Below are 20,273 nucleotides of genomic sequence, written 5' to 3' on the forward strand. Positions count from 1 at the left end.
CCGTGACCCGCTCGACGGGACCGGCCTGCTCGTTCTGCGGGAAGGGCCAGAACGAGGTCCGGCGGCTGATCGCGGGGCCGCCGTCGGTCTACATCTGCGAGGAGTGCGTCGGGCAGTGCACCGAGCTCATGGCCGAGGAGGAGGCCGCGACGGCACCCGCCGGGCCGGCGCGCGACCTGCCCACCCCGCGCGAGATCCACACCTTTTTGGACCAGTACGTCATCGGCCAGGACCGGGCCAAGCGGACCCTGGCCGTGGCCGTCCACAACCACTACAAGCGCCTGCGCGCCCCCGTCTCCAGGGACGACCCGGTCGAGCTGGGCAAGTCCAACATCCTGCTGGTCGGCCCCACGGGCAGCGGCAAGACGTACCTCGTTCAGACCCTGGCGCGGATGCTGGACGTGCCGTTCGCCGTCGCCGACGCCACCGCGCTCACCGAGAGCGGCTACGTCGGCGACGACGTCGAGAACATCCTGCTCAAGCTCATCCAGGCGGCCGGCCACGACGTGCGGCGGGCCGAGACCGGCATCGTCTACATCGACGAGATCGACAAGATCGCCCGCAAGGCGGACAACCCGTCGATCACCCGCGACGTCTCCGGCGAGGGCGTGCAGCAGGCGCTGCTGACGATCCTGGAGGGCACGGTCGCGAACGTGCCGCCGCAGGGCGGGCGCAAGCACCCCCACCAGGACCTCATCGCCCTGGACACGACGAACGTGCTGTTCATCGCCGGGGGCGCGTTCGACGGGCTGGAGCGGGTGATCGAGCGGCGCGCGCTGCGGCGGGCGGCCGGGTTCGGCGGCGCGCCGCACGACCCGGCCGAGGAGGACGTGCTGGCCCGGGTCATGCCGCAGGACCTGGTGGCGTACGGGCTGATCCCCGAGCTGACCGGCCGGCTGCCGGTGCTGACGACGCTGCGCCCGCTGGACCGGGCCGGGCTGGTCCGGATGCTCACCGAGCCGCGCAACGCGCTGATCAGGCAGTACCAGCGGCTGTTCGAGCTGGACGGCGTCGAGCTCGCCTTCGAGGAGGACGCGGTGGCGGCGGTCGCCGAGCAGGCGCTGCTGCGCCGCACCGGGGCCAGGGCGGCCCGCGCGGTCCTGGAGGAGGTGCTGCTCAACGTGATGTACGAGGTGCCGGACAGGGACGACGTGGCCCGGGTCGTGATCACCCGCGACACGGTGCTGCACCACGTCAGCCCCGCCCTGGTGCCGCGCGCCCGCCGGCGGCCCGCCTGAGGTCCGCGTGCCGCCGGCGCGGGGCTCAGGCGTTCGCGAGAGTGTCGTCGAGCACCCGGCCGAGGAAGGCGTCCAGGTTGGCCACGGCCCGCGCGACCTTCTCCTCCGCCGTCAGCGACTCGAACCGCGTGCCCGCCTCGGTCTGCTTCCTGCCCCGTACGTACAGGGAGCAGGCGAGGTCGGCGCACATGTAGACGCCGACCGTGTTGCCCTGGCGGCCGGCGGCCCCGACGCGGGGCGCGGTGAACAGCGCGACGCCGGTGCCCGCGTGCGGGGTGACACACACCGAGCACAGGGTGCTCTTGGTGAGGCTCCTCCGCACGTCCTGGGCCAGGCGGAGCGCCACGCCGGTGAGCCCGCCGCCGCGCTCGGCCACCAGGTACGCCCGCTCGGGCGCCCCCGGGTCGCGCCAGCCCAGGAAGTCGAGGTCGGCCCAGGGGGTGGCGGCCAGGTCGCGCGGCAGTCCGAGCCTGCGGGCCTCCCCTTTGGAGCAGTTGACGAAGGACGCGCGCAGGTCGCGTTCGGTGACGGGGTTCATGGTTCTTCCCTCAAGCTAGGATCTCTAGGTATAAACCTAGGCTATCTAGTTTCGAGGGGCAAAGGGTTTGTGGGGGCCGACAGCTTTCGTATGTGCCGTACGGCGACGATCGGCACCGTCACGCCGATCAGGTTGCAGTACGCCACCGCCGCGTAGAAGCCGTCCGCGCTGCCGGCGGCGTGGGCCGCCGCCGCGCCCACCGCGACGATCAGGCCGAAGTAGATCGCGTTGAGCACGATGGCCAGGAAGCCGCCGCCGGTCTCCTCCATGACGGTCAGCGAGGCGAGCACGGGTCCCTGGACGGCATAGGTGAGCGCCACGGCGCCCAGATAAGCGCCCGCGGCCGCGGCCACCCCGGCGTCGCCGCCGATCAGCCGTGCCAGCGGGTCGTGCAGTGACCACACCAGCGCCGCGATCACAACGTAGGTGACGACGGTGACCTCGATGCCGCCGCGCATCGACGCACGGATGCGCCCCCGTTCGCCCGCGCCGCGTCGCTGGTTGATGGTGATCGCCGTGGCCGTGCCCAGGACCATGCCCGGCAGCAGCACGACGTTCTGCAGGGTGGCGGCGACGGTGAACCCGGCCACCGCGTTCTCCCCGTAGTTCCCGAGGACGCCGATGGCCGCGAGGTTGTACGCCGAGATCACGAGGAAGGACATGGCGATGGGCACCCCGATGCGGCGCAGGTCGGTGAACACCCCGCGCCGCCAGATCCGGGCGGCCGCCGGATGCCACAGCTCGGTGCGGCGCAGCAGCACCAGGCCCATGGCCAGGCCGGTCAGACCGGCTGCCGCCTCGGCGACGGGCACCGCCGTGATCCCGATGCCGGCGCCGAGCCCGAGTCCGGCCACGAGGCCGACCCGCACGCCCGCCGTACAGATGACCAGGACGGTGGCCTGCCGCACGTGCCCATAGCCGCGCAGGCCGGCCGCGCACAACTCCCCCGCGACGGCCAGCAGGCCGGCGGCGCTGGTCCAGCGCAGGAAGGAGACGAACGTGTCCCGCAGCCCGGCGTCCGCATGAAGGAGACCGGGCAGGGAGGGAGCCGCGACCGCGAGGACCAGGAACAGGGCCGCGCCGAGCCCGAGCCATACCCTGGCCAGGCTGGCGGCGTTCGACATGACGTCCTGGGGGCGCCCGGCCCCCTTGCTGATCGCGGCGGCGACCTGGTTGCAGACCGCGAAGCCCACGCCCAGGGCAAGGACGACGAGGGCGACAGGCTGATAGAGGGAACGCACATAAATCGCCTCTCCCCCCATACGTCCAAGAATGGCGATAATTCCGAGCTGGGCGGCAAAATTAACGGACCCGGCCACGAAAAGGGGAACAGCGAGGCCGGAGATGGTCCGCCATACCTCCCTTCTTTCGTGCGCGACTGAGGGAAACATGCGGACCTCCGGGGACATGAATTGGCCTGTGGGAACATAGCGAAATTTCTCGAAAAATGTCCACAGGGGCCTTGCCCCGGAAATATTTCGGTCAGAAAGCCGCCGGGGTCGGCGGACGAAGGCCGGCGGCGGGTCAGGCCGTCAGAGCCGAATACGGACCGGGACCGTGCCGATCGTCACGCGATGGTCGGAACACGCTCCGCCGCAGGCCGTGCCCTTGCCCAGCGCGTCACCGGTGTACGGGCCGGCGATGGCGCTCTCCCGGACGAAGAGCAGGTCTATCTTGGGGCGCTGGCCGCAGGGCTCCTCGACGCCGATCGGCTCGCCGTCCCCGTTGACCTCGTTGACGGTCGTCTCGCCGACGCCGGGGCAGCTCGGGTCCTCGTCGTCCAGCTCCCTGTACGCACCGGTGTTGCCGGCGTTGTTCGGCACGTCGAGGCTCGACGAGTACCAGCTGTCGAGCCGCTCGTCATACGGCCGCGCGTTGAAGTCGCCGGCGACGAGGACGGTGTCGCCGTTGTCGTGGAGGTCCTCAAGGTGGCCCCGTACCGCCTCCAGCTGCTGTGTCTTGATATTGCTCCCGCCGATCGTCGCCTCCGAGCCGGTGATGTGCGTGGTGCAGAACCGCAGGTGCGGCCGGGCGTCCAGCGGCGCGCAGAGGAGCTTGTGCACCCCGCCGCGCCCGTCTGCCGGCAGGTCGTATTTCTTGGCGATGCCGAGCTGCCGCCGGCTGAAGAGAGCGACGCCGAACGGCTCACCGTCGCAGGTCGTCTCCCGGATGGTGGCGAAGCGGGCGAAGCTGTCGCCCTCGGGCCAGTCGGCCGCCTTCAGCCGGTCCTGCAGTGCCACGTACTGGCTCCAGCACAGTTCGTTGAAGGCCGCGAAATCCGCGTCGCGGTTCACGATCGACGCGGCGGCGGCCTCGACCATGCCAGTGGTCGTGGAGCCGTCGTTCATCACCCAGCCGGCCACGTTCCACTGCCACACGTTGATGGTCTCGACCACCGTATCGGCGGCGTGTGCCGTGCCCCCGGGCAGCAGCGTCGCGCCCCATGTCAGCACTGCGACCAGTGCGCGGGCGAACGGTCTCATCTCACGTACTCCGATCTCGCTCCGGTGGGCAGGTCCAGCATTCGCGCGCACAGCGCGTCCATCGCGCGGTCGGGCAGCACCCGCCGCAGCCGGGTGAGCAGCTTGGCGTGGCCGCCGACCGGATAGCGCGTCCTCGGCCGCCGGGAGGTCATCGCCCTCACCACGGCTCCGGCGATCACCTCGGGCGGGCTGCCGCTGCGCTGGTTGCTCGCGGCGATCTTCCCGATGACGTGCTCGATGGTCGCGCCGTAGTCGGCGCGGCCCTGCGGCGAGAACAGCTCGGCGACGGCGCGGCGTCCGTTCTCCACCAGCTTGGCGGGGGCGCTGCTCCGCGTGGCGCCCGGCTCCACGATGCTCACGTGCACGCCCCACGGGCGCAGCTCCATGCGCAGCGCGTCGGTCACCGAGACCAGCCCGTGCTTGGCGCTGGTGATGGGGCCGAGAAACGGCAGCGTGATGCGCCCGCCCTCGGATCCGACGTTGATGATCCGCCCTCTGGCACGCTTGACCAGCGGCAGGAACGCCTGGGTGACGGCGAGCTGGCCGGTGAGATTCACCTCCAGATGACGCCGGAACTCGTCGAGCGGCACCAGCTCCATCGGCCAGGGCGCGCCGATCCCGGCGTTGTTGACGAGCCCGGCCAGCCCGGCCGCGCCGGTGGCCTGCTCCACCCGCACCACGGCCGCGGCGATCGAGTCCGCGTCGGTGACGTCGACGTACAGGGGGATGATCCGGTCGCCGGCCGCGTGGCGCAGCGCCTCGCCGTCGGCCGTCTCGCGTATTCCGGCGAAGACGGTGAAGCCCCGGGCGGCCAGCGCCAGAGCCGTGGCGCGGCCGATTCCCGATGACGTTCCGGTGATCATGACCGTTCGTGACATCGCTGCTCCCTTCACGAGGTAACTCAACGATGGTGAGTTCACGATAACTCGCCATCGGCGCGAAACTCAACATGGGTGAGTTACTCTTGTGGAGTGAGCGAGACCCGTCAGAAGAGGGCCGGCGGGCGCCGTCCCGGCGTGTCAGGGACGCGCGAGGCGATCCTGGCCGCGGCCCAGCACAGCTTCACCGAGCAGGGCTACACGGCGACCACCATCCGGGGCGTCGCCGCGGCCGCCGGCGTGGATCCGGCGCTGGTCCTGCAGTTCTTCGGCAACAAGGACAAGCTCTTCGACACCGCCCTGCGGGCCGATCCGCCCGTCCGGTCGCTGACCGCTCTGGTGCACGACGGCGACCTCGCGGACCTCGGACAGCGGCTGACGCGCCGCTATCTCGAGCTCTGGGAGGCGCCCGGCACAGGAGCACGCCTCCTCGCGGTGGTGCGCGGCGTGTCGGCGTCGCCGAGCGCGTCGGCGATGGTGGCCTCGTTCATGTCGGACGAGGTGATGCTGCCCCTCGCCCGCGCCATCGGGGCGGATCGAGCCGAACTGCGGGCCAACCTCACGGGCGCGCACCTGCTGGGCATCGCCACGGCCAGATACGTGCTGCGGGTCGAGCCACTGGCCTCCCTGGAGCGCGAGCACCTGGTCGCGATCCTGGCTCCCCTCGTCCAGCGCTACCTCAGCGGTGATCTCGACTGACGCGACGGCCCGCGGGCCTTTCCCTTCGAGCAGTTGACGAGGAAGCGCGCGGGCCGCGCGCCCTCACAAGGCGGCCGGCAGCACCGGGCGGCCACGGACGCCGGGGTCGGCCGCGAACACCGCCCCCGCCTGCGGCTGCTCGGCCCGGTCCACGCCCAGCGCCGAGGTGGTGATGAACAGCCGGCCGAGGTCGTCGCCGCCGAAGGCCACCGCCGTGACCTGGCGCGCCGGCAGCGCGACGACGGCGTCGAGGCGGCCGGCGGGATCGTAGCGGTGCACGGCTCCGCCCTGCCAGAGCGCCACCCAGACGCCGCCCTCGGCGTCGACCGTCAGCCCGTCGGGCTGGCCCCGCTCCGGGTCGACGTACGCGAACGGCCGCCGCCCGCCGAGCCCTTCGTCCGGGTCGTAGTCGAACACGTCCACCCGGCCGGTGGCGGTGTCGGCGTAGTAGGCGAGCGAGCCGTCGGGGCTGAAGTCGAACCCGTTGGAGATCGTCACCTCCGGCAGCACCACGCGCAGGGCGCCGTCCTGGCCGGCCACGTAGAACGAGCCGCGCCCCGGGGCGGCGTCGTAGGCCATGCTGCCGATGTAGAAGCGGCCGTCGGGGTCGCAGCCGCCGTCGTTCATCCGTACGGACGGGTCGCTCCACGCCTCGCCGCCCAGCGGGCGCAGCGGTGCGTCGAGGTCGTCGGAGTCGGCCAGCAGCAGCTCGCGCTCGGCGGCGACCACGTAGCCGCCGGCCGCGCGGGGGCGCAGCGCGGCGGCGACCTTCTTGCCCACGTGCCGCCGCCGCACCGTCGCGCCGTCGAGCGCCAGCACGTCGCCGGCCAGCATGTCCACCCAGCGCAGCCCGCCCCAGCGGGCGGACCACACCGGCCCCTCGCCGTGCTCGGACACCGGGTCGGTCACGGGGTGGACGGTGATGCTCATGCCGATCTCCTCCAGGGTGCTGGACGTGATGTCGACACGATGCTCCCACGCGCCCCCTCTTCCCGCGCCCGGGCTCAGCGGCGGCGCGGGCGGCGGGCGGGCCTGGCGGGCCGGGCAGGGGCGGGCCGGGCGGCCGGACGGGAGGCCGTCTCAGCCCAGTGGGCGGGCCGGGTCAGAGCGGCCGGGATGCGGGTGGCGGCGTCGCCGGCGGCGGCGTTGAGCTGGGCCTGCGTGAGGAAGATCGCGCCGGTGAGGTCGGCGCCCGCCAGGTCGGCGCCGCGCAGGTCGGCGCCGACGAGGTCGGCCTCCCGCAGGTCCGCGCCGCGCAGGTCCGCCCCGATCAGGTAGGCGCCCCGCAGGTTCGCCCGCCGCAGGTCCGCGCCCCTGAGCCGGGCCCCGATGAGATCGGCCCCACGCCGGTCCTTGCCCCGGCCCTTTCCCTGGGGGCCGGATCTGACCAGTTCGCTGACCCGCAGCAGCAGCTCGTTGACCGCGGCCCGGTGCGGGGCCACGTCGTACTTCTCCAGGGCGCCGGCGTCCTGCCGGGTGAGCCGGTCGGTCTCGTCGAGCGCGCGGCGCAGCTCGGCGTGGACCGGCCGGGCGGGCTCCAGGGACAGCGCCTCCGCGAGGTACCACAGCAGCTCGTGGAGCTGCCGCATGACCGGGAAGACGGCGTACATCTGCCCGGCCGTCTCCGGCGCGGCCCGCCAGCTCCGCCCCCCGAACGTGACCTGCGAGACCTTCTGCCCCGCCCCGAAGCAGTCGAAGACCGTGCAGCCGGGGTAGCCGCTCGGACGCAGCCGCTCGTGGATCGAGCAGCGGAAGTCCTCGCGCAGGTTGCGGCAGGGGTCCCCCGCGGCCTTGTCGGCGGCGAAGTCGGCCGAGGCCGCGAACGGCAGCGCGACGCAGCACAGGCCGAAGCAGCTGCCGCAGTCGGACAGCAGCTCCAGCTCACGGAAGTCGTCAGCAGGGGGCAACGTGCGAATCTCCTCGGGCGCGGGCGGACGCTCAAGGATAGTCACCCGTACGTGTACGGCGTGGTGGTGGCCAGGGCGGCGAAGCCGAGCCGGGTCAGGATCGGCCGGCTCTCCGCGGAGGCGTCCACCTGCAGGTAGCGGTATCCGCGGGCGAGCGCCTCGCGGGCCCGGTAGGCGACCAGCGCCCGGTAGATGCCGCGCCCCCGCCACTCCGGATCGGTGCCCCCGCCCCACAGGCTCGCGAACTCGGTGCCGGAGTGCAGGTCCATCCGGGCGGCGCTGACCGGCACGTCGCCCGCCATGGCGAGGACGGCCACGACGCTTCCCTCGGCGAGCTGCACGGCCAGCCGTTCCCTGATCCGTACCCGGCTGGCGCCGAACACCCGCTCGTGCACGTCGGCCACCAGCTCGACGCCGTCCATGCCGGTCACCGGCACCAGCCGCACGCCCTCCGGCCCAGCGGCGGGCAGGGCGGCGGGGACGGCGATCCGCGCGGTCTCGGCCACCATGAGGGTCTCGGGCGGCTCGGCGGTGAAGCCGGCCGCGAGAAGCCGCCGGTCGAGGTCGGCCGGGCGGTCGTGGTCGTAGAGCTTCCACTCGAACTCCGTGCCCAGCTCCGCGTAGTGGCGGATCTGCTCGGCGATGGCGGCGTCCGCGGTCCGCTCGTCGAGGTCGGACCACAGGACGCCGTTCCAGCAGGGCGCGGGGCCGGACTGGCGGACGACCGCGCCCGCCCGTTCCACCACGGCCCCGGGCATCTCGGGCACGGGCTCGCGGCGGAAGCGCCGCTCGTACAGGCTCAGCACCTCGTCGTGATTCACGCGTCAGCCCCCGAAGCGGCGCTGGCGGGCGGCGAAGCTGCGCAGCGCGCGCAGGAAGTCGATCTCGCGGAAGGCCGGCCAGTACGCCTCGCAGAAGTACAGCTCGGAGTAGGCCGACTGCCAGAGCAGGAAGTTCGACATGCGCTGCTCGCCGCTGGTGCGGATGACCAGGTCGGGGTCCGGCTGCCCGGCGGTGTAGAGGTGGCCGGCGAGGTCGTCCGCGGTCAGCGTCTCGGCCAGCTCGTGCATGCTCTGCCCGGCCTCGGCCCGCTCGTACAGCAGCTCGCGCAGGGCGTCGATGACCTCCTGGCGGCCGCCGTAGCCGATGGCCAGCGTCAGGTGGAAGCCGGTCGCGCAGTCGCGGGTCGCCTCGACGGCGTTCTTCAGCGCGCGGGCGGTGGTGTCGGGCAGCATGTCGAGCAGCCCTGCGACGTGCACCCGCCAGCGGGCGCCCGGGCGGGCGAGCCGGTCGGCGACCATCTCCTCGATGACCCGCAGCAGGAAGGCGACCTCCTTGTCGCCGCGCCGCTGGAGGTTCTCCGTCGAGCACAGGAACACCGTCAGGTGCCTGATGCCGAGGCTCTCGCACCACACCTGCACGTCCTGGATGTGGTCGGCGCCGTACTGGTGGCCGATGCTCGGGTTGGGCAGGCCCTTCTGCCTGGCCCAGCGGCGGTTTCCGTCGATGATGAGACCGACGTGCCGGGGCAGCGGGCAGGTCGAGACCTGGCGGCGCAGGCGCCGGGCGTACAGGGGATGAAGAAGATCGCTTACGTGCACCCCCTAAGAATGGCGTGCGGGGTCGGCCGGTTCGGGAGGATTCGAGAAAGTCGGCACCGGGAGGTCGCCGTCATCCGGGGTCGGCCGCGGGGCGATCCGCTTCCCCGGCGGTTTCCCTGACGGCTTCTCTGGTGGCCTCACCGGCGGCTTCCCCGGTGGCCTCCCAGGCGTCTCCCCAGCCGACGTCCCTGGCGCGGCGGTAGAGCTCGCCCTGCCGCTTGGAGACGAGCACGTCGCGGATGCCGCCAGCGTCGGTGCACAGGCGCAGCGACACCACGCCCTTGCGCTTCTGCGGGTGGCGCAGCACCCGGTCGGCGGCGGGGGCCGGCGCGGGGCGGGCGGTGGCGGCGACGTAGGCGAACTTCTCGTCCTCGAAGCTGAGGGTGCCCGCCTTGACCTGGCGGTGCAGGGACGTCCGCGGCAGGCGCACCGAGAAGTGGCACCAGTCGCGGCCGGGCTCGATCGGGCAGGCGCGGTCGTGGGGGCACGGGGCCACGACGCTCAGGCCCTCGGCCAGCAGCACCTCGCGGGCCGCGGCGATCGTGGCGTAGCCGGCGGGCGTGCCCGGCTCGACGACCAGCACCATGGCGGCGTCGCGGGCGAGCCAGCGTACGACGTCGGCGCGGTCCCGCTCGGCGAACTCGCCCAGCGCGTACGACATGGTCGCGAGATCGGCGCGCGGCCGGTCGAGGCCGGACCCGACGGCGGCCTGCCGCCAGGCGGTGCCGCGCACCCCGGGGGCCTGCGCGGTGCGGGCGAGGCGTCTGCCGAGGTCGATGATCTGCGGGTCGCGTTCGATGACCGTGACCTGGCGCAGGGACGGCCAGGTGGCCCCGGCCGCCCAGATCGCGGCCCCGGTGCCGCCGCCCGCGTCGAGCTGGCTGACCGGCGCGAACCCCGGGACGCGGGCCGCCGCATGTCGCATAGCCAGCGCGGCGGCCTCGTAGGTGGCCGGCATGCGGTAGGCGGCGTAGGCGGCCACGTCGGCCTGCCCGCGGATGTGCGCGGCCTCGCCGGGCGCACCGGGCGCGCTGGTCGCACCGGTCGCGCTGCCGCGGTAGCGCTCGGTGAGCCGCGCGACCGAGCGGGCCAGCTCCTGGGGCGAGTGCCGGGCCAGGGCCTGGTCCAGGGCGGCGCGGAGGTCGTCGGGCAGCATGGGCGGAGTCGCTTTCGAGAACGGGCGGGACGGTGCGGGGAACGCCCGCACGCTGGGCCTCGGCCATTATCGGCCATCCACGCGACCACGGCGCCCCACGCGCGGGAGCGCCCGCCTGTGCGGGAACGCCCGCCTGTGCGGGAACGCCGCCCCCCGCGCAGGCGAACCCCGCGCGAAAGCGCTCTCCGCGCGAAGCGCCCCCCGCGCGCAAGCGCCGCCGCGCGGGGGGGTCAGGCGTCGAGGAGGGCGGCCAGGCGTTTGGGGGCGACCAGGCGGTAGCTGTCCCTGATCAGCTCGTCGAGCTCGTCCCAGTCGTGCCCGGCCGCCAGCCACGCCCCCACCCAGCCCTTGGCGCCGACGTAGGGCGGCACGAAGAAGCGCTCAGGCTGGGAGCCGACCAGCGCCTCCTGCACGCCGGGCCCGGCCTTGAACGTCATCGACCGCCCGTCCTCGCTGGTCATGACGAACAGCTTGCCCCGCACCCGGAAGCTGGGCGCGGTGTGCCCGCCGAACGGCTGCTCCTCCGTCTCGGGCAGGCCCAGGCAGATCTCCCGCAGCCGCGCCGCCACCTCGTCGTCGATCATGTACGCCTCCCGCTCGCCGAGACGCCGACCGTACCGCGCGGCCCCGACAATTTCCCTCGCTCAGCTCCCGGGCGTCTCGACGAGCGGCGTGTCCACCAGGTGCTCGATGAGGAACCACGTCTGCAGCTCGTTCGTCCGGATCACCTCGGAGACGAGCAGGTCGTTGGTGCCGTCGTCGCCCATCTCCTGCGCCCGGCCCGCCGCGTCGTGGCAGGCGACCAGGATGGTCTCGTGGGCCTCGATCAGGCGGGAGAGCATGGCCGGCACCTCCTCGCAGCCGTTCGGCGGGCGCGGGATCACGGTGATCTCGGCGACGTGGCGCGGGTCGCCGACGGCCACGCCGCCGAGGGTCTGCACCCGCTCGGCGATCTGGTCGACCAGTTCGAGCTGCTCGCCGGCGTGCTTGTCCAGCAGCAGGTGGAGCTGGTAGAAGGTCGGGCCGCGCATGAGCCAGTGGTGCTTCTTGTACAGGGCGTGGAGGATCTGGGTGTCGGCCAGGATCTGGTTGAGCCGCTCGCACGAGTACATCCGGGCGTCCCGCGACAGCCCGAGCGGGAACATCCGCACGGTGCCGAACTCCTGGATCTGCACGCCGTTCATGTGCAGCCACGGCTGGCTGTCGGTCTTGGACCGCGTCGCCTTGGCAGGGCGTCTGGTCGTCATGCGCGTCTCCTCACGACGGCGGATGGCAACGATCCCCTTCAACCTCCCCTCTGCCGCGCCAAGCGCCGCCGCGAGCCGGCACAAGAGACGGTCAATCCGCGGCGGCCCGCCGGGGGAACGCGTGCCGCCTGGCCACCACGGCCGTCACCAGGGCGCAGGCCAGCAGCGGGAGCGCGGTCCACGGCAGCGCCGCGGCGCCGGCGGACTCCAGCACGAGGCCGCCGGTGAGCGAGCCGGCGGCGATGCCGGCGTTGTAGACGGTGGTCTGCATGGAGGTCGCGACGTCGGCGTGGCCCGGCCCGGCGGCGTGCACCAGCGCCGTCTGCAGCAGCGTCGGCACCCCGCCGAACGCGGCGCCCCACAGGGCCACGGCCGCCAGCGGCGTCCAGCCGGGCCCGCCCAGCAGGGGCATGACGGCGACCATCACGGCCAGCACCACGAGCAGGGCCGCGCGGGGCCGCCGGTCGATCGTCGCGCCGGTGGCCCAGATCCCGGCGACGGTCCCGGCCCCGAACACCAGCAGCACGACGCTCGTCGCCGCCGTCCCCGACAGCTCGGCCAGCGGCGCCAGGTACGTGTAGACGGCCTGGTGCCCGACGAGGACGAGCGCGGTCGTGCCGAGGACGACGCGCACGCCGGGGGCCGCCGCCACCCGCCGCAGCGGCGTACGCTCCCCCGCCGCCTCGCCGGGGAAGTCCGGCACCTTCCACAGCACCCATCCGACCAGCGCGACCGCCACGCAGGCCAGCCCGGCGAAGGTGGCCCGCCAGCCGAGGGCCGCGGCGAGCGCCGCGCCCGCGGGCAGGCCCGCGCACAGGGCGACGGTGATGCCGGCCGAGACGATGGCGATGGCCCGTCCGCGCCGCTCCGCGGGGACCATCCGGGCGGCGTACCCGACGAGCATGGCCCACAGCAGCCCGCCCATCACGCCGGCGAGCAGCCGCGCGGCGAAGGTGAGCGGATACCAGGAGGACGCCGCGGTGACGGCGTTGAGCAGCGCGAACCCGCTCAGCGCCGTCACCAGCACGGGCCGCCGCCGCAGCCCGCGCACCAGGGCGGTGAGCGGGATCGCGGCGAGCGTGGAGGCCACGGCGTACCCGGTGACGAGGAAGCCGACCCGGCCCTCGGGCACGTCCAGGGCCTCGGCCATGCGCGGCAGCAGCCCGGCGGGCAGCAGCTCGGTCATGACGGCGGTGAACGCCGCGGTGAACAGGGCCAGCAGGCCGGCCCAGGGCAGGCGGGAGTCCCGCCCCGGAGGAGCGGTCATCGTGTCGGTCATGCGACCATGCTGAAACCTTCTCATCAATGAGAAGGCAAGCGAGGAGGCCGCATGAGGATCGGGGAGCTGTCGCGCCGCACGGGCGTACCGGCTCGGATGCTGCGCTACTACGAGGAGCAGGACCTGCTGCGCCCGGACCGGGCGGTGAACGGCTACCGGGTCTATCCGGAGGCGGCGGTCTACCGGGTGCAGCAGATCCGGGGGCTGCTCGACTCGGGGCTGACCACGGACATCATCCGCCGCGTCATCCCGTTCCTCGACCGGCCCGACGACATCCATCTGCATCCGGACTGCCTGACGCCCGAGCTGGCCGACCTGCTCAGGTCGGAGGCGGCCCGCATCCAGCAGCGGGTGGAGTGCCTGTCACGCAACCGGGACCGCATCCTCGCCTACCTGGAGGCGGTCGAAGCGGCCAAGCAGGAGGCCGGGCGTTGAACTCTCTGGAGGCCGTGCTCGCCGCCGCCGAGCGCGGCGCGCCGCCCGCTCCGGACGGCGGGCTGACGGTGGTGGCTCAGCCGTCCCCGCGCGACCTGGGCGTGATCGCGTTCACGGGGCACACGGTCGTCTTCGCCGACCTGCCGCCCGCCTGGGTACGCGAGCGGCTGCCGGCCGGCGACCTCTCGGCCCCGGTGAACCCGCCGTTCCTGCTGGAGCTGGGCCTGCGGACCGGGCGGAGCGCAGGGAACCTCGACCTGCTCGCCGTGGCGGACCCGCTTCCCGGTCCGCCGCCGCTCGCGCTGCGCGAGGTGACCGCGGCCGATCATCCACGGGTCGAGCGGGCCCTCGCCTACCGTGACGAGGTGCGCGTCTGGACGTGCGAGGGCGGCCTGCTGACCGTGGGGCGGGGCGTGGCCGGCCGCTGGGAGGCCGCCGTCGAGGTGGAGCCGGGCCACCGGGGCCGCGGGCTCGGCCGGCTCCTCGCCACGGCGGCCCGCCACCTGGCGTCCCGGCCGCTGTGGGCGCAGATCGCGCCGGGCAACGCGGCGAGCGTGCGGGCCTTCCTCGCGGCCGGGTACGTCCCGATCGGCTCGGAGGTCCTGCTGGTCCCCGGCTGAGCCGGGCCCGTACGTCAGGGACGGCGCTGCTACGCTTCACGGCGTAGCAGAGTCGGGTCCGTACGGGGAGTCGCGCGTTGGTCGTCTACGCCGGTCAGGGTGACGCCCGCCGTTCGATGGCGCTGCTGTGGCGCGACGGGCAGGAGCGGCGCGAGACCCGGCCGGGGCCGAAGCCGGGGCTGAGCGTGGACGTGATCGTCGACGCCGCCATCGAGGTGGCCGACGCCGAGGGCATGGCGGCCCTGTCGATGCGCAAGGTCGGCGAGCGGCTGGGCCGCAGCGGGATGGCGCTCTACACGTACGTGCCGAGCAAGGGCGAGCTGGTCGACCTCATGTACGACCGGGCGATGGCCGAGCTGCCCGCCGAGTACGACCTGAGCGGCGGCTGGCGCCCGGCCGTCGCGGCGTGGGCCGAGCAGACCCGCGCCTTCTACCTGCGTCACCCGTGGATCCTCCAGGTGTCGCAGGCCCGGCCGGTGCTCGGGCCCAACGAGTTCGCGGCGCTGGAGACCCTGGTCGGGATCCTGCGGGCGACCGGGCTGCGGCCGGCCCGGGTGCGGGGCGTGGTGGCGCTGCTGTACGACTTCGTGCGCGGCGCGGCCCGCACGGTCGCCGAGTCGCGCGAGGCCCCGTCGGAGACCGGCGTGTCGGACGAGGAGTGGTGGCGGGCCCGCGCGTCGCTGCTGGAGGAGGTGGCTCCCGGGTTCGCCGGGCGCTACCCGATGGCGCGGTGGGTGGAGTCGGAGGACGACTGGCCCGGCGGCGACGGCGAGCCCTACCTGGAGCACCGGACCCGCGAGGCGTTCCTGGCGGGCCTGGACGTGGTGCTCGACGGCATCGAGGCCAGCACCCGCAGGACATGACCGCGGCGAGTCAGGCGCGGCGGGCTCGGCGATTTGTTCAGGCGTGCGCGCCCACGGTGACCGTGCCGACGGTCAGCCGTGGCCGGGCCTCCAGCACCTCGCCCAGCCGCTCCACCTGCTCCTCCAGCTCCCGTTCCGCCTCCGGGCCGAGCTCGTGGAGCGGCTCCACGGTCACGTCGAGGCGGTCGCCGGAGCGGCGCTGGTGCCAGACGCCGGCCACGACGCCGTCCACGAGCAGCACCGGGAAGTTGCCCGCCTGCCCCCGGTTGAGCGCCCGCGCCGCCGCCGGCCCGGCGTACAGCAGCTCGCGGGGCCGCCCCGCCACCACGTACGCGTCGAAGTACGGCAGCAGCCGCACCCCGCGCGGCGGCTCCTGCGGCACCGCCGTGTCCCCGGCGACCACCCAGGCCGGCCGCCCCTCGAACAGCACCTCCTCCAGCCCGGCCCCCTCGAAGGCGCGCGCCGCCCACCGCGCCGGCCCGCCCGCCCACTGCGCGAACTGCTCCGGCGTGGCCGGCCCGTACGCCGTCAGGTAGCCCCGCACCAGCTCGCCGAGCCCGTCCACCACGGGGGCGGCGGCGGGCGGCGCGGTGTAGGTGACCTTGCGCCCCCGTCCGGCCCCGAACACGAACGCGCCCCGGTGCGCGGCCAGGTGCATCGCCTGCCGCCAGCGCGGCCAGTTCCCGCCGAACGCCGGCATGACGAGGTCGCCCGCCCAGGGCCCGGCGAGGTCCACGACCCGGTCGCTCAGCTCGTCGATGGTCAGCTCGTCCGCGGCGACCGCCTCGGTGATCGCGGCCACCACCCGTTCGGTCTGCTCGGGGGTGAGCCGCACGGACGGCCCGAACGGATTCCTGCCCGCCGGCAGCGACGACAGCGCGCTCACCCACGTGGCCAGGTCACGGGCGGGCAGGACGTGGACGGTGCCGCGCGGCCCGTACGTCTTGACCAGCTCGCCGCCGCGCCGCAGCGCGGCGCGCACGTGCGCGCGGGTGGCTCCGGCGAGGCGCAGGCCGACGGAGACCTCCGCCGCCGACATCACCTGGGCGTGCGCGCCGCACATGGCCGCCACGACCTCCGCCGGGCCGGTCCTGGCGGGCTCCGCGCCCAGGCCGGCCCGCTCCAGCCGGCGCGCGCTCACCTGCGGCCACGACAGTGCGATCATCGACGTTCTCCTCGGTCGGCCCGTCCGCTTTCACCGCTCACCGTAGGGACGAATGCGGAAAGGTGGGTTCCGCGTCGGCGGTTCAAGTGCGACGCAAGTGATCGGCAATTCGGGATCATTAGGGTCACCGCTCATGAACCGGCTCAGTCCCCGTCTCGGCCCCCTCACCGCGCGCCAGCGCTGGCGCCGCCTGCGCCTCCAGGCGTACTCCTGGTCCCTCACCGGCGCCTACCGGCTCGGCGCGCTGCACCCCGCGATCTGGCGGCTGGTCGCCCGCAGTTACCATCCGGCGCTGGACCGCGTGGCGGCCAGGCACGCCCGCGTGGCCTGCCAGTTCGCCGCCGTGGACGTGCCCGCCTACCGGCACTTCCTGCGCGAGAACGGCGCCGAGCACGCCAAGCGGCTCGCCGACTTCCCCGAGACCACCAAGCAGAACTACGCCGCCGCCTACGACGAGGAGAGCCGCTGCCAGGAGGGCAGGCTGCACCGGGCCGGCGTGATCGTGGACGAGTCGTCCGGGTCGAGCGGCAAGCCGTACAACTGGGTGCGCGGGCCGCGCGAGCTCAAGGGCGTGTACCGCAACGCGGCTGGCTACATCGACCTGGTCTTCCCCGGCAGGCGGCTGTTCGTGGTGAACGCGTACTCGATGGGCGCCTGGGCCACCGGCACCACCACCGGCACGGCCATGGCGCGCATCGCGATGGTCAAGAACACCGGGCCCGACCTGGAGAAGATCGCCGACACGCTGGAGCACTTCGGGCCCGGCTACGACTACGTGGTCTCCGCGTACCCGCCGTTCCTCAAGCACCTGCGCGACCATCTCGACGAGCGCGGCTTCCCCTGGCGGGACTACCGGATCCGGGGCATGGTCGGCGGCGAGGGCATGACCGAGGCGCTGCGCGACTACCTGGAGGAGCGCTTCGAGGAGGTCCGCTCCGGCTACGGCGCGAGCGACCTGACGATCGGGATGGGCGCGGAGAGCGGGTTCAGCGTGTGGCTGCGCAAGCGCCTCGCCGTCGATCGGGAGCTGCGCGAGCGCCTGCTGGGGCCGGACGAGCAGCGGCTGCCGATGATCTTCCACTACAACCCGCTGGAGACGTTCCTGGAGGTCAACGCCGCAGGCGAGCTGCTGTGCACGATCAACACCAAGACGACCCTGCAGCCCAAGCTGCGCTACAACGTGGGCGACGAGGCCGCGCTGCGCACGCTCGCCGAGGTGCGCGCCGCGCTCGGCGACGAGGCGTACGAGCGCGCCTGGACCGACGAGCGGCTGAACCTGCCGCTGCTGTTCCTGTTCGGCCGCAAGGACTCGACGATCTCCTACATGGGGGCGAACCTGTATCCGCAGGACGTCGAGTACGGCCTCTACCAGGGCAACCCGTACGCCGCCGCGATCAACCGGTTCTGCCTGTCCCTGGAGGAACTGCCCGGCCTGGAGTACCGGCCGGTGGTGAACCTCGAGATACGCGGCGAGGTGGACAGGGAGGAGCTGGCCGCGCTGTGCCGCAAGGGCGTGCTGGCCCACCTGAGCGCCGTCTCGCGCGACTTCGCCGAGTCGCTGCGCGAGGACCCGACGGCCGCCGACCTGCGGGTGCGGGTCTTCGGCCCGGGCGAGGGCCCGTTCGCCGGGCTCACCAAGATGAAGAACGTCTACCTGGTGAAGGACGCATGAGGACCACCGATTTCAGCAAGGCGCCGCCGCAGGGGCAGGCGACGGCGATGTTCGTCGGGGCGACCCGCTACCGGGGGCCGCTGTCGATCGTCGTCCTCTCCTTCACCTGGTGGCGCATGGTGCGCGACATGAAGCGGATGCGCGGCTACCGGTGGCACAAGGTCTACTGGGAGTTCCCGTTCACGCTGGGCACGCTGGCGTTCTTCGAGGACCGCGACGCCCTCATGCGCTTCGCCCGCACCCGCCACCACCGCAGGCTCATGCAGTGGGTGACCGACGGCACGAAGAACGCCACCGGCGGCTACATCCGGGTCTACAACGCCGAGCCCGAGGGCTACAGCAACGGCGTGTGGCGGGCCGAGGGCGACGGGATGGCGCACATCGAGACGTTCACGCCGCTGTCGACGGAGAGCGCGGGCCCGCCGGTGAAACGCGCATGAGCGGGCTGGAACGTGTCACGAGCCGGGCCGGCCTGCGCGACTTCCTGTCGCTCACCGACCGCCTGCACGCCCCCGGTGACGGGCCGCCGCGCTTCGTCCCGCCGCTGCACGCCCAGGTCCGCGCGTGGATGCGCCAGGGCGTCGCCCTGTACGTGCTGCGCCGCGCCGGCCGGGTCGTCGCCCGCACGACCCTGCACACCGACGCCGCGTTCGACGCCAAGCTGGGCGAGCGGCTGCAGCTCTTCGGCCTCACCGAGTTCACGGAGGACGCCGCCGAGGAGCTGTTCGACGCCGTGTGCGAGGCGGGCCGCGCGGACGGGCGGCGGACGGCGTTCGGCCCGGTCTCGCTGCTGCCGAACCAGGCGGGCGGCGTCATCACCTCGGGCTTCGCCGAGCGCGGCTTCATCGACAGCGCCTGGAACCCGCCTTACTACCCGGCCGCGTACGAGGCGTACGGCTTCGCCCGCCGCTTCGAGTCCGACACCTGGATCTGCCCGGTGCCGCAGGAGCCGGTGTTCGCCTTCGACGACGCCCGCGTCGCGGCCGAAGGGCTGGAGGTGCACCGCGGCGACCGCCGCCGGATCGCCGAGCAGCTGCCGATCCTGCGCGGCATGCTCAACGCCTCCTTCGCCGGGCTCGGCTACTACACCGAGATCTCCGCCGAACAGCTCGCGGCGCAGACCGACGGGCTGGCGCACCTGCTGGACGAGGACCTGCTGCTGTATCTCACCAAGGCGGGCCGGCCGGTCGCGTTCGTGCTGTGCCTGCCCGACATCTCCGAGTTCGTGATGCGGGTGCGCGGCGACCTCCACCTGCTCAACCAGCTCCGCCTGCTCGCCACCCGCTCCCGTCACCGGCGCGAGGCCGTGCTGGTGATCAAGGGCACGGTGCCGGACGAGCAGGGCCGCGGCTACATGCGCCTGCTCTCGCGCGAGCTGCACGCGGGCCTGCGCCGCGGCGGCTACCGCACGCTGCGCAGCACGTACGTCGAGCGCACCAACCCCGGCTCGGCCGCCCAGTACACCGCCATGGGCGGCCGCCCCCTCCACGGCTACGCCTTCTACGCCAAGGACCTCACGTGAACGAGCTGCGGGCGCTGGAGCCCGACTTCTGGCGGGCGCCGAGCGCGCACAACACGCAGCCCTGGACGCTGACGTACGAGGACGACCGGGTGACCGTCGGCTGGGACCCGGACCGGGCGCTGCCGGTCAGCGACCCCACGGGCCGCGACCTGCGGCTCGGCCTGGGGGCGTTCGTGGAGTGCTGCCTGATCGTCTGCGCGTCGGCGGGCCTGCCCGTGGCGTTCGCCGCCGATCCAGGGCCGCTGCGCGTCGGCCATCTCGTGCGGGCCGCGGGGACGTACGCGACGCCCTTCACCACGGCCGACGTGCGCGCCCGCGGCGCCAACCGGGGCGAGTACCATCCCGGCCGGCTGCCGGACGAGCTGGTGGCCGGGCTGACCGGGATGCGCCGCGTGCCGTGCCGCGACCTCGCCGACCTGCTGCACGCGGCCGACCTGCACCAGTACGGCTCGCCGGAGGTGACCCGCGAGCTGCGCCAGTGGCTGCGGCTGACCCGCAGGCACCGCCGCTACCTGCTCGACGGCCTGAGCGACCGGGCGCTGCGCCTGACCCGGCTGGAGGCGGCGGCGCTGCGCGCGTCGCTGGCGCTGTACCCGGCGCTCCGGCCGCTCGGCCTGCCCCGCGTCCTGGCGGGCGCCTCGCGCGGGCTGCTCGACCACGACGGCGACGTGCTGGTGCTGGTCGGCCCGGCGGGCGACGAGGTGGAGCAGGGGCGGCTCCTCCTCCGGCACTGGCTCACCCTGTCGGGCGCCGGCTACGCCACGCATCCGCTGAGCCAGATCATCGACAGCCCGGGCACGCGGCGCGAGCTCGCCGCCCGCCTGGGCGTCGCCGATCCCTCCTCGCTGCTGCACATCGCCCGCGTCGGCCGGCCCCGCTCCCCCGCCTCGCCCTCGTCCCGGCTGCGCGGCCGATAAGGGGTGCAGCCGCGTCCAAGTGATCTCCAAGCATGCCCGGCCAGACTGGAAAC

The 20,273-nt window shown here is 73.6% G+C and carries 22 protein-coding genes; 9 read left to right on the forward strand and 13 right to left on the reverse strand.

Translation table 11 applies throughout. The features are described 5' to 3' along the window. Positions 1–2: 2 nt before the first annotated feature. Complete coding sequence (clpX, locus tag ABD292_RS35505; protein WP_344215230.1) at positions 3–1,238, forward strand: ATP-dependent Clp protease ATP-binding subunit ClpX; 1,236 nt, start codon at positions 3–5, stop codon at positions 1,236–1,238. Positions 1,239–1,263: 25 nt separating this feature from the next. On the opposite strand, the gene ABD292_RS35510 is transcribed toward clpX, so the two are convergent. The 4 genes from ABD292_RS35510 to ABD292_RS35525 all read right to left on the reverse strand — a co-directional run bounded on the left by ABD292_RS35510 (position 1,264) and on the right by ABD292_RS35525 (position 5,137). Next, positions 1,264–1,776, reverse strand: a complete 513-nt coding sequence (locus ABD292_RS35510; protein ID WP_344215232.1) for an FBP domain-containing protein — start codon at positions 1,774–1,776, stop codon at positions 1,264–1,266. 41 nt (positions 1,777–1,817) lie between these two features. Then, complete coding sequence (locus ABD292_RS35515) at positions 1,818–3,185, reverse strand: MATE family efflux transporter (protein WP_344215234.1); 1,368 nt, start codon at positions 3,183–3,185, stop codon at positions 1,818–1,820. A 123-nt stretch (positions 3,186–3,308) separates the two neighbouring features. Next, positions 3,309–4,259: an endonuclease/exonuclease/phosphatase family protein gene (locus tag ABD292_RS35520; protein ID WP_344215236.1), complete on the reverse strand. Its 951-nt coding sequence runs from the start codon at positions 4,257–4,259 to the stop codon at positions 3,309–3,311. Continuing rightward, positions 4,256–5,137, reverse strand: coding sequence for an SDR family NAD(P)-dependent oxidoreductase (locus tag ABD292_RS35525; RefSeq protein ID WP_344215238.1), 882 nt, complete (start codon positions 5,135–5,137; stop codon positions 4,256–4,258). Before ABD292_RS35525 ends, ABD292_RS35520 begins: the two co-directional genes overlap by 4 nt. Before the next feature lie 93 nt (positions 5,138–5,230). Here ABD292_RS35525 and ABD292_RS35530 point away from each other — a divergent pair, with 93 nt between their 5' ends. Then, a complete protein-coding gene (locus ABD292_RS35530) occupies positions 5,231–5,836 on the forward strand; it encodes a TetR/AcrR family transcriptional regulator (protein ID WP_344215240.1) in 606 nt (201 codons plus the stop codon). A 63-nt stretch (positions 5,837–5,899) separates the two neighbouring features. Here ABD292_RS35530 and ABD292_RS35535 read toward each other — a convergent pair whose 3' ends face one another. The 8 genes from ABD292_RS35535 to ABD292_RS35570 form a co-directional block, all read right to left on the reverse strand. After that, positions 5,900–6,766, reverse strand: coding sequence for an SMP-30/gluconolactonase/LRE family protein (locus ABD292_RS35535; RefSeq protein ID WP_344215242.1), 867 nt, complete (start codon positions 6,764–6,766; stop codon positions 5,900–5,902). A 74-nt stretch (positions 6,767–6,840) separates the two neighbouring features. Further along, a complete protein-coding gene (locus tag ABD292_RS35540) occupies positions 6,841–7,743 on the reverse strand; it encodes a pentapeptide repeat-containing protein (protein WP_344215244.1) in 903 nt (300 codons plus the stop codon). A gap of 41 nt (positions 7,744–7,784) precedes the next feature. Continuing rightward, a complete protein-coding gene (locus ABD292_RS35545; RefSeq protein WP_344215246.1) occupies positions 7,785–8,564 on the reverse strand; it encodes a GNAT family N-acetyltransferase in 780 nt (259 codons plus the stop codon). Between the two features lie 3 nt (positions 8,565–8,567). Continuing rightward, complete coding sequence (uppS, locus tag ABD292_RS35550; protein WP_344215248.1) at positions 8,568–9,344, reverse strand: polyprenyl diphosphate synthase; 777 nt, start codon at positions 9,342–9,344, stop codon at positions 8,568–8,570. A 70-nt stretch (positions 9,345–9,414) separates the two neighbouring features. Beyond that, positions 9,415–10,500, reverse strand: a complete 1,086-nt coding sequence (locus ABD292_RS35555; protein ID WP_344215250.1) for a small ribosomal subunit Rsm22 family protein — start codon at positions 10,498–10,500, stop codon at positions 9,415–9,417. 230 nt (positions 10,501–10,730) lie between these two features. Continuing rightward, positions 10,731–11,084, reverse strand: coding sequence for an MmcQ/YjbR family DNA-binding protein (locus ABD292_RS35560; RefSeq protein WP_344215252.1), 354 nt, complete (start codon positions 11,082–11,084; stop codon positions 10,731–10,733). A gap of 60 nt (positions 11,085–11,144) precedes the next feature. Next, the gene (locus ABD292_RS35565) at positions 11,145–11,747 is read right to left on the reverse strand and encodes a Dps family protein (protein WP_344215254.1); all 603 of its coding nucleotides are present in this window, start codon (positions 11,745–11,747) and stop codon (positions 11,145–11,147) included. Positions 11,748–11,838: 91 nt separating this feature from the next. Then, complete coding sequence (locus tag ABD292_RS35570) at positions 11,839–13,026, reverse strand: MFS transporter (RefSeq protein WP_344215256.1); 1,188 nt, start codon at positions 13,024–13,026, stop codon at positions 11,839–11,841. 51 nt (positions 13,027–13,077) lie between these two features. Here ABD292_RS35570 and ABD292_RS35575 point away from each other — a divergent pair, with 51 nt between their 5' ends. The 3 genes from ABD292_RS35575 (at position 13,078) to ABD292_RS35585 (ending at position 14,944) form a co-directional block, all read left to right on the forward strand. Next, on the forward strand, positions 13,078–13,461 hold the full coding sequence (locus tag ABD292_RS35575) for a MerR family transcriptional regulator (protein ID WP_344215258.1): 384 nt from the start codon (positions 13,078–13,080) through the stop codon (positions 13,459–13,461). Then, positions 13,458–14,081 carry a GNAT family N-acetyltransferase gene (locus tag ABD292_RS35580; RefSeq protein ID WP_344215260.1) on the forward strand — a complete coding sequence of 208 codons (624 nt, stop codon included), beginning with the start codon at positions 13,458–13,460 and terminating at the stop codon, positions 14,079–14,081. The genes ABD292_RS35575 and ABD292_RS35580 overlap by 4 nt, the downstream gene beginning before the upstream one ends. A gap of 77 nt (positions 14,082–14,158) precedes the next feature. Continuing rightward, positions 14,159–14,944: a TetR/AcrR family transcriptional regulator gene (locus ABD292_RS35585; protein WP_344215262.1), complete on the forward strand. Its 786-nt coding sequence runs from the start codon at positions 14,159–14,161 to the stop codon at positions 14,942–14,944. A 37-nt stretch (positions 14,945–14,981) separates the two neighbouring features. Here ABD292_RS35585 and ABD292_RS35590 read toward each other — a convergent pair whose 3' ends face one another. Continuing rightward, positions 14,982–16,109, reverse strand: a complete 1,128-nt coding sequence (locus ABD292_RS35590; protein ID WP_344215264.1) for a winged helix DNA-binding domain-containing protein — start codon at positions 16,107–16,109, stop codon at positions 14,982–14,984. A 133-nt stretch (positions 16,110–16,242) separates the two neighbouring features. Between ABD292_RS35590 and ABD292_RS35595 the strand changes: the two genes are divergently transcribed. Genes ABD292_RS35595 through ABD292_RS35610 form a run of 4 tightly spaced genes read left to right on the forward strand, consistent with a single transcriptional unit; the run spans position 16,243 to position 20,220 of the window. Further along, positions 16,243–17,781, forward strand: coding sequence for a phenylacetate--CoA ligase family protein (locus ABD292_RS35595; protein WP_344215266.1), 1,539 nt, complete (start codon positions 16,243–16,245; stop codon positions 17,779–17,781). Further along, positions 17,778–18,221, forward strand: coding sequence for a DUF4188 domain-containing protein (locus ABD292_RS35600; protein ID WP_344215268.1), 444 nt, complete (start codon positions 17,778–17,780; stop codon positions 18,219–18,221). The genes ABD292_RS35595 and ABD292_RS35600 overlap by 4 nt, the downstream gene beginning before the upstream one ends. Continuing rightward, positions 18,218–19,303, forward strand: a complete 1,086-nt coding sequence (locus ABD292_RS35605) for a hypothetical protein (RefSeq protein ID WP_344215270.1) — start codon at positions 18,218–18,220, stop codon at positions 19,301–19,303. Before ABD292_RS35600 ends, ABD292_RS35605 begins: the two co-directional genes overlap by 4 nt. Continuing rightward, a complete protein-coding gene (locus ABD292_RS35610; protein ID WP_344215272.1) occupies positions 19,300–20,220 on the forward strand; it encodes a nitroreductase family protein in 921 nt (306 codons plus the stop codon). Before ABD292_RS35605 ends, ABD292_RS35610 begins: the two co-directional genes overlap by 4 nt. Positions 20,221–20,273 lie beyond the last annotated feature (53 nt).

The sequence above is a fragment of the Nonomuraea bangladeshensis genome (assembly GCF_039529455.1).
GTDB lineage: Bacteria > Actinomycetota > Actinomycetes > Streptosporangiales > Streptosporangiaceae > Nonomuraea > Nonomuraea bangladeshensis.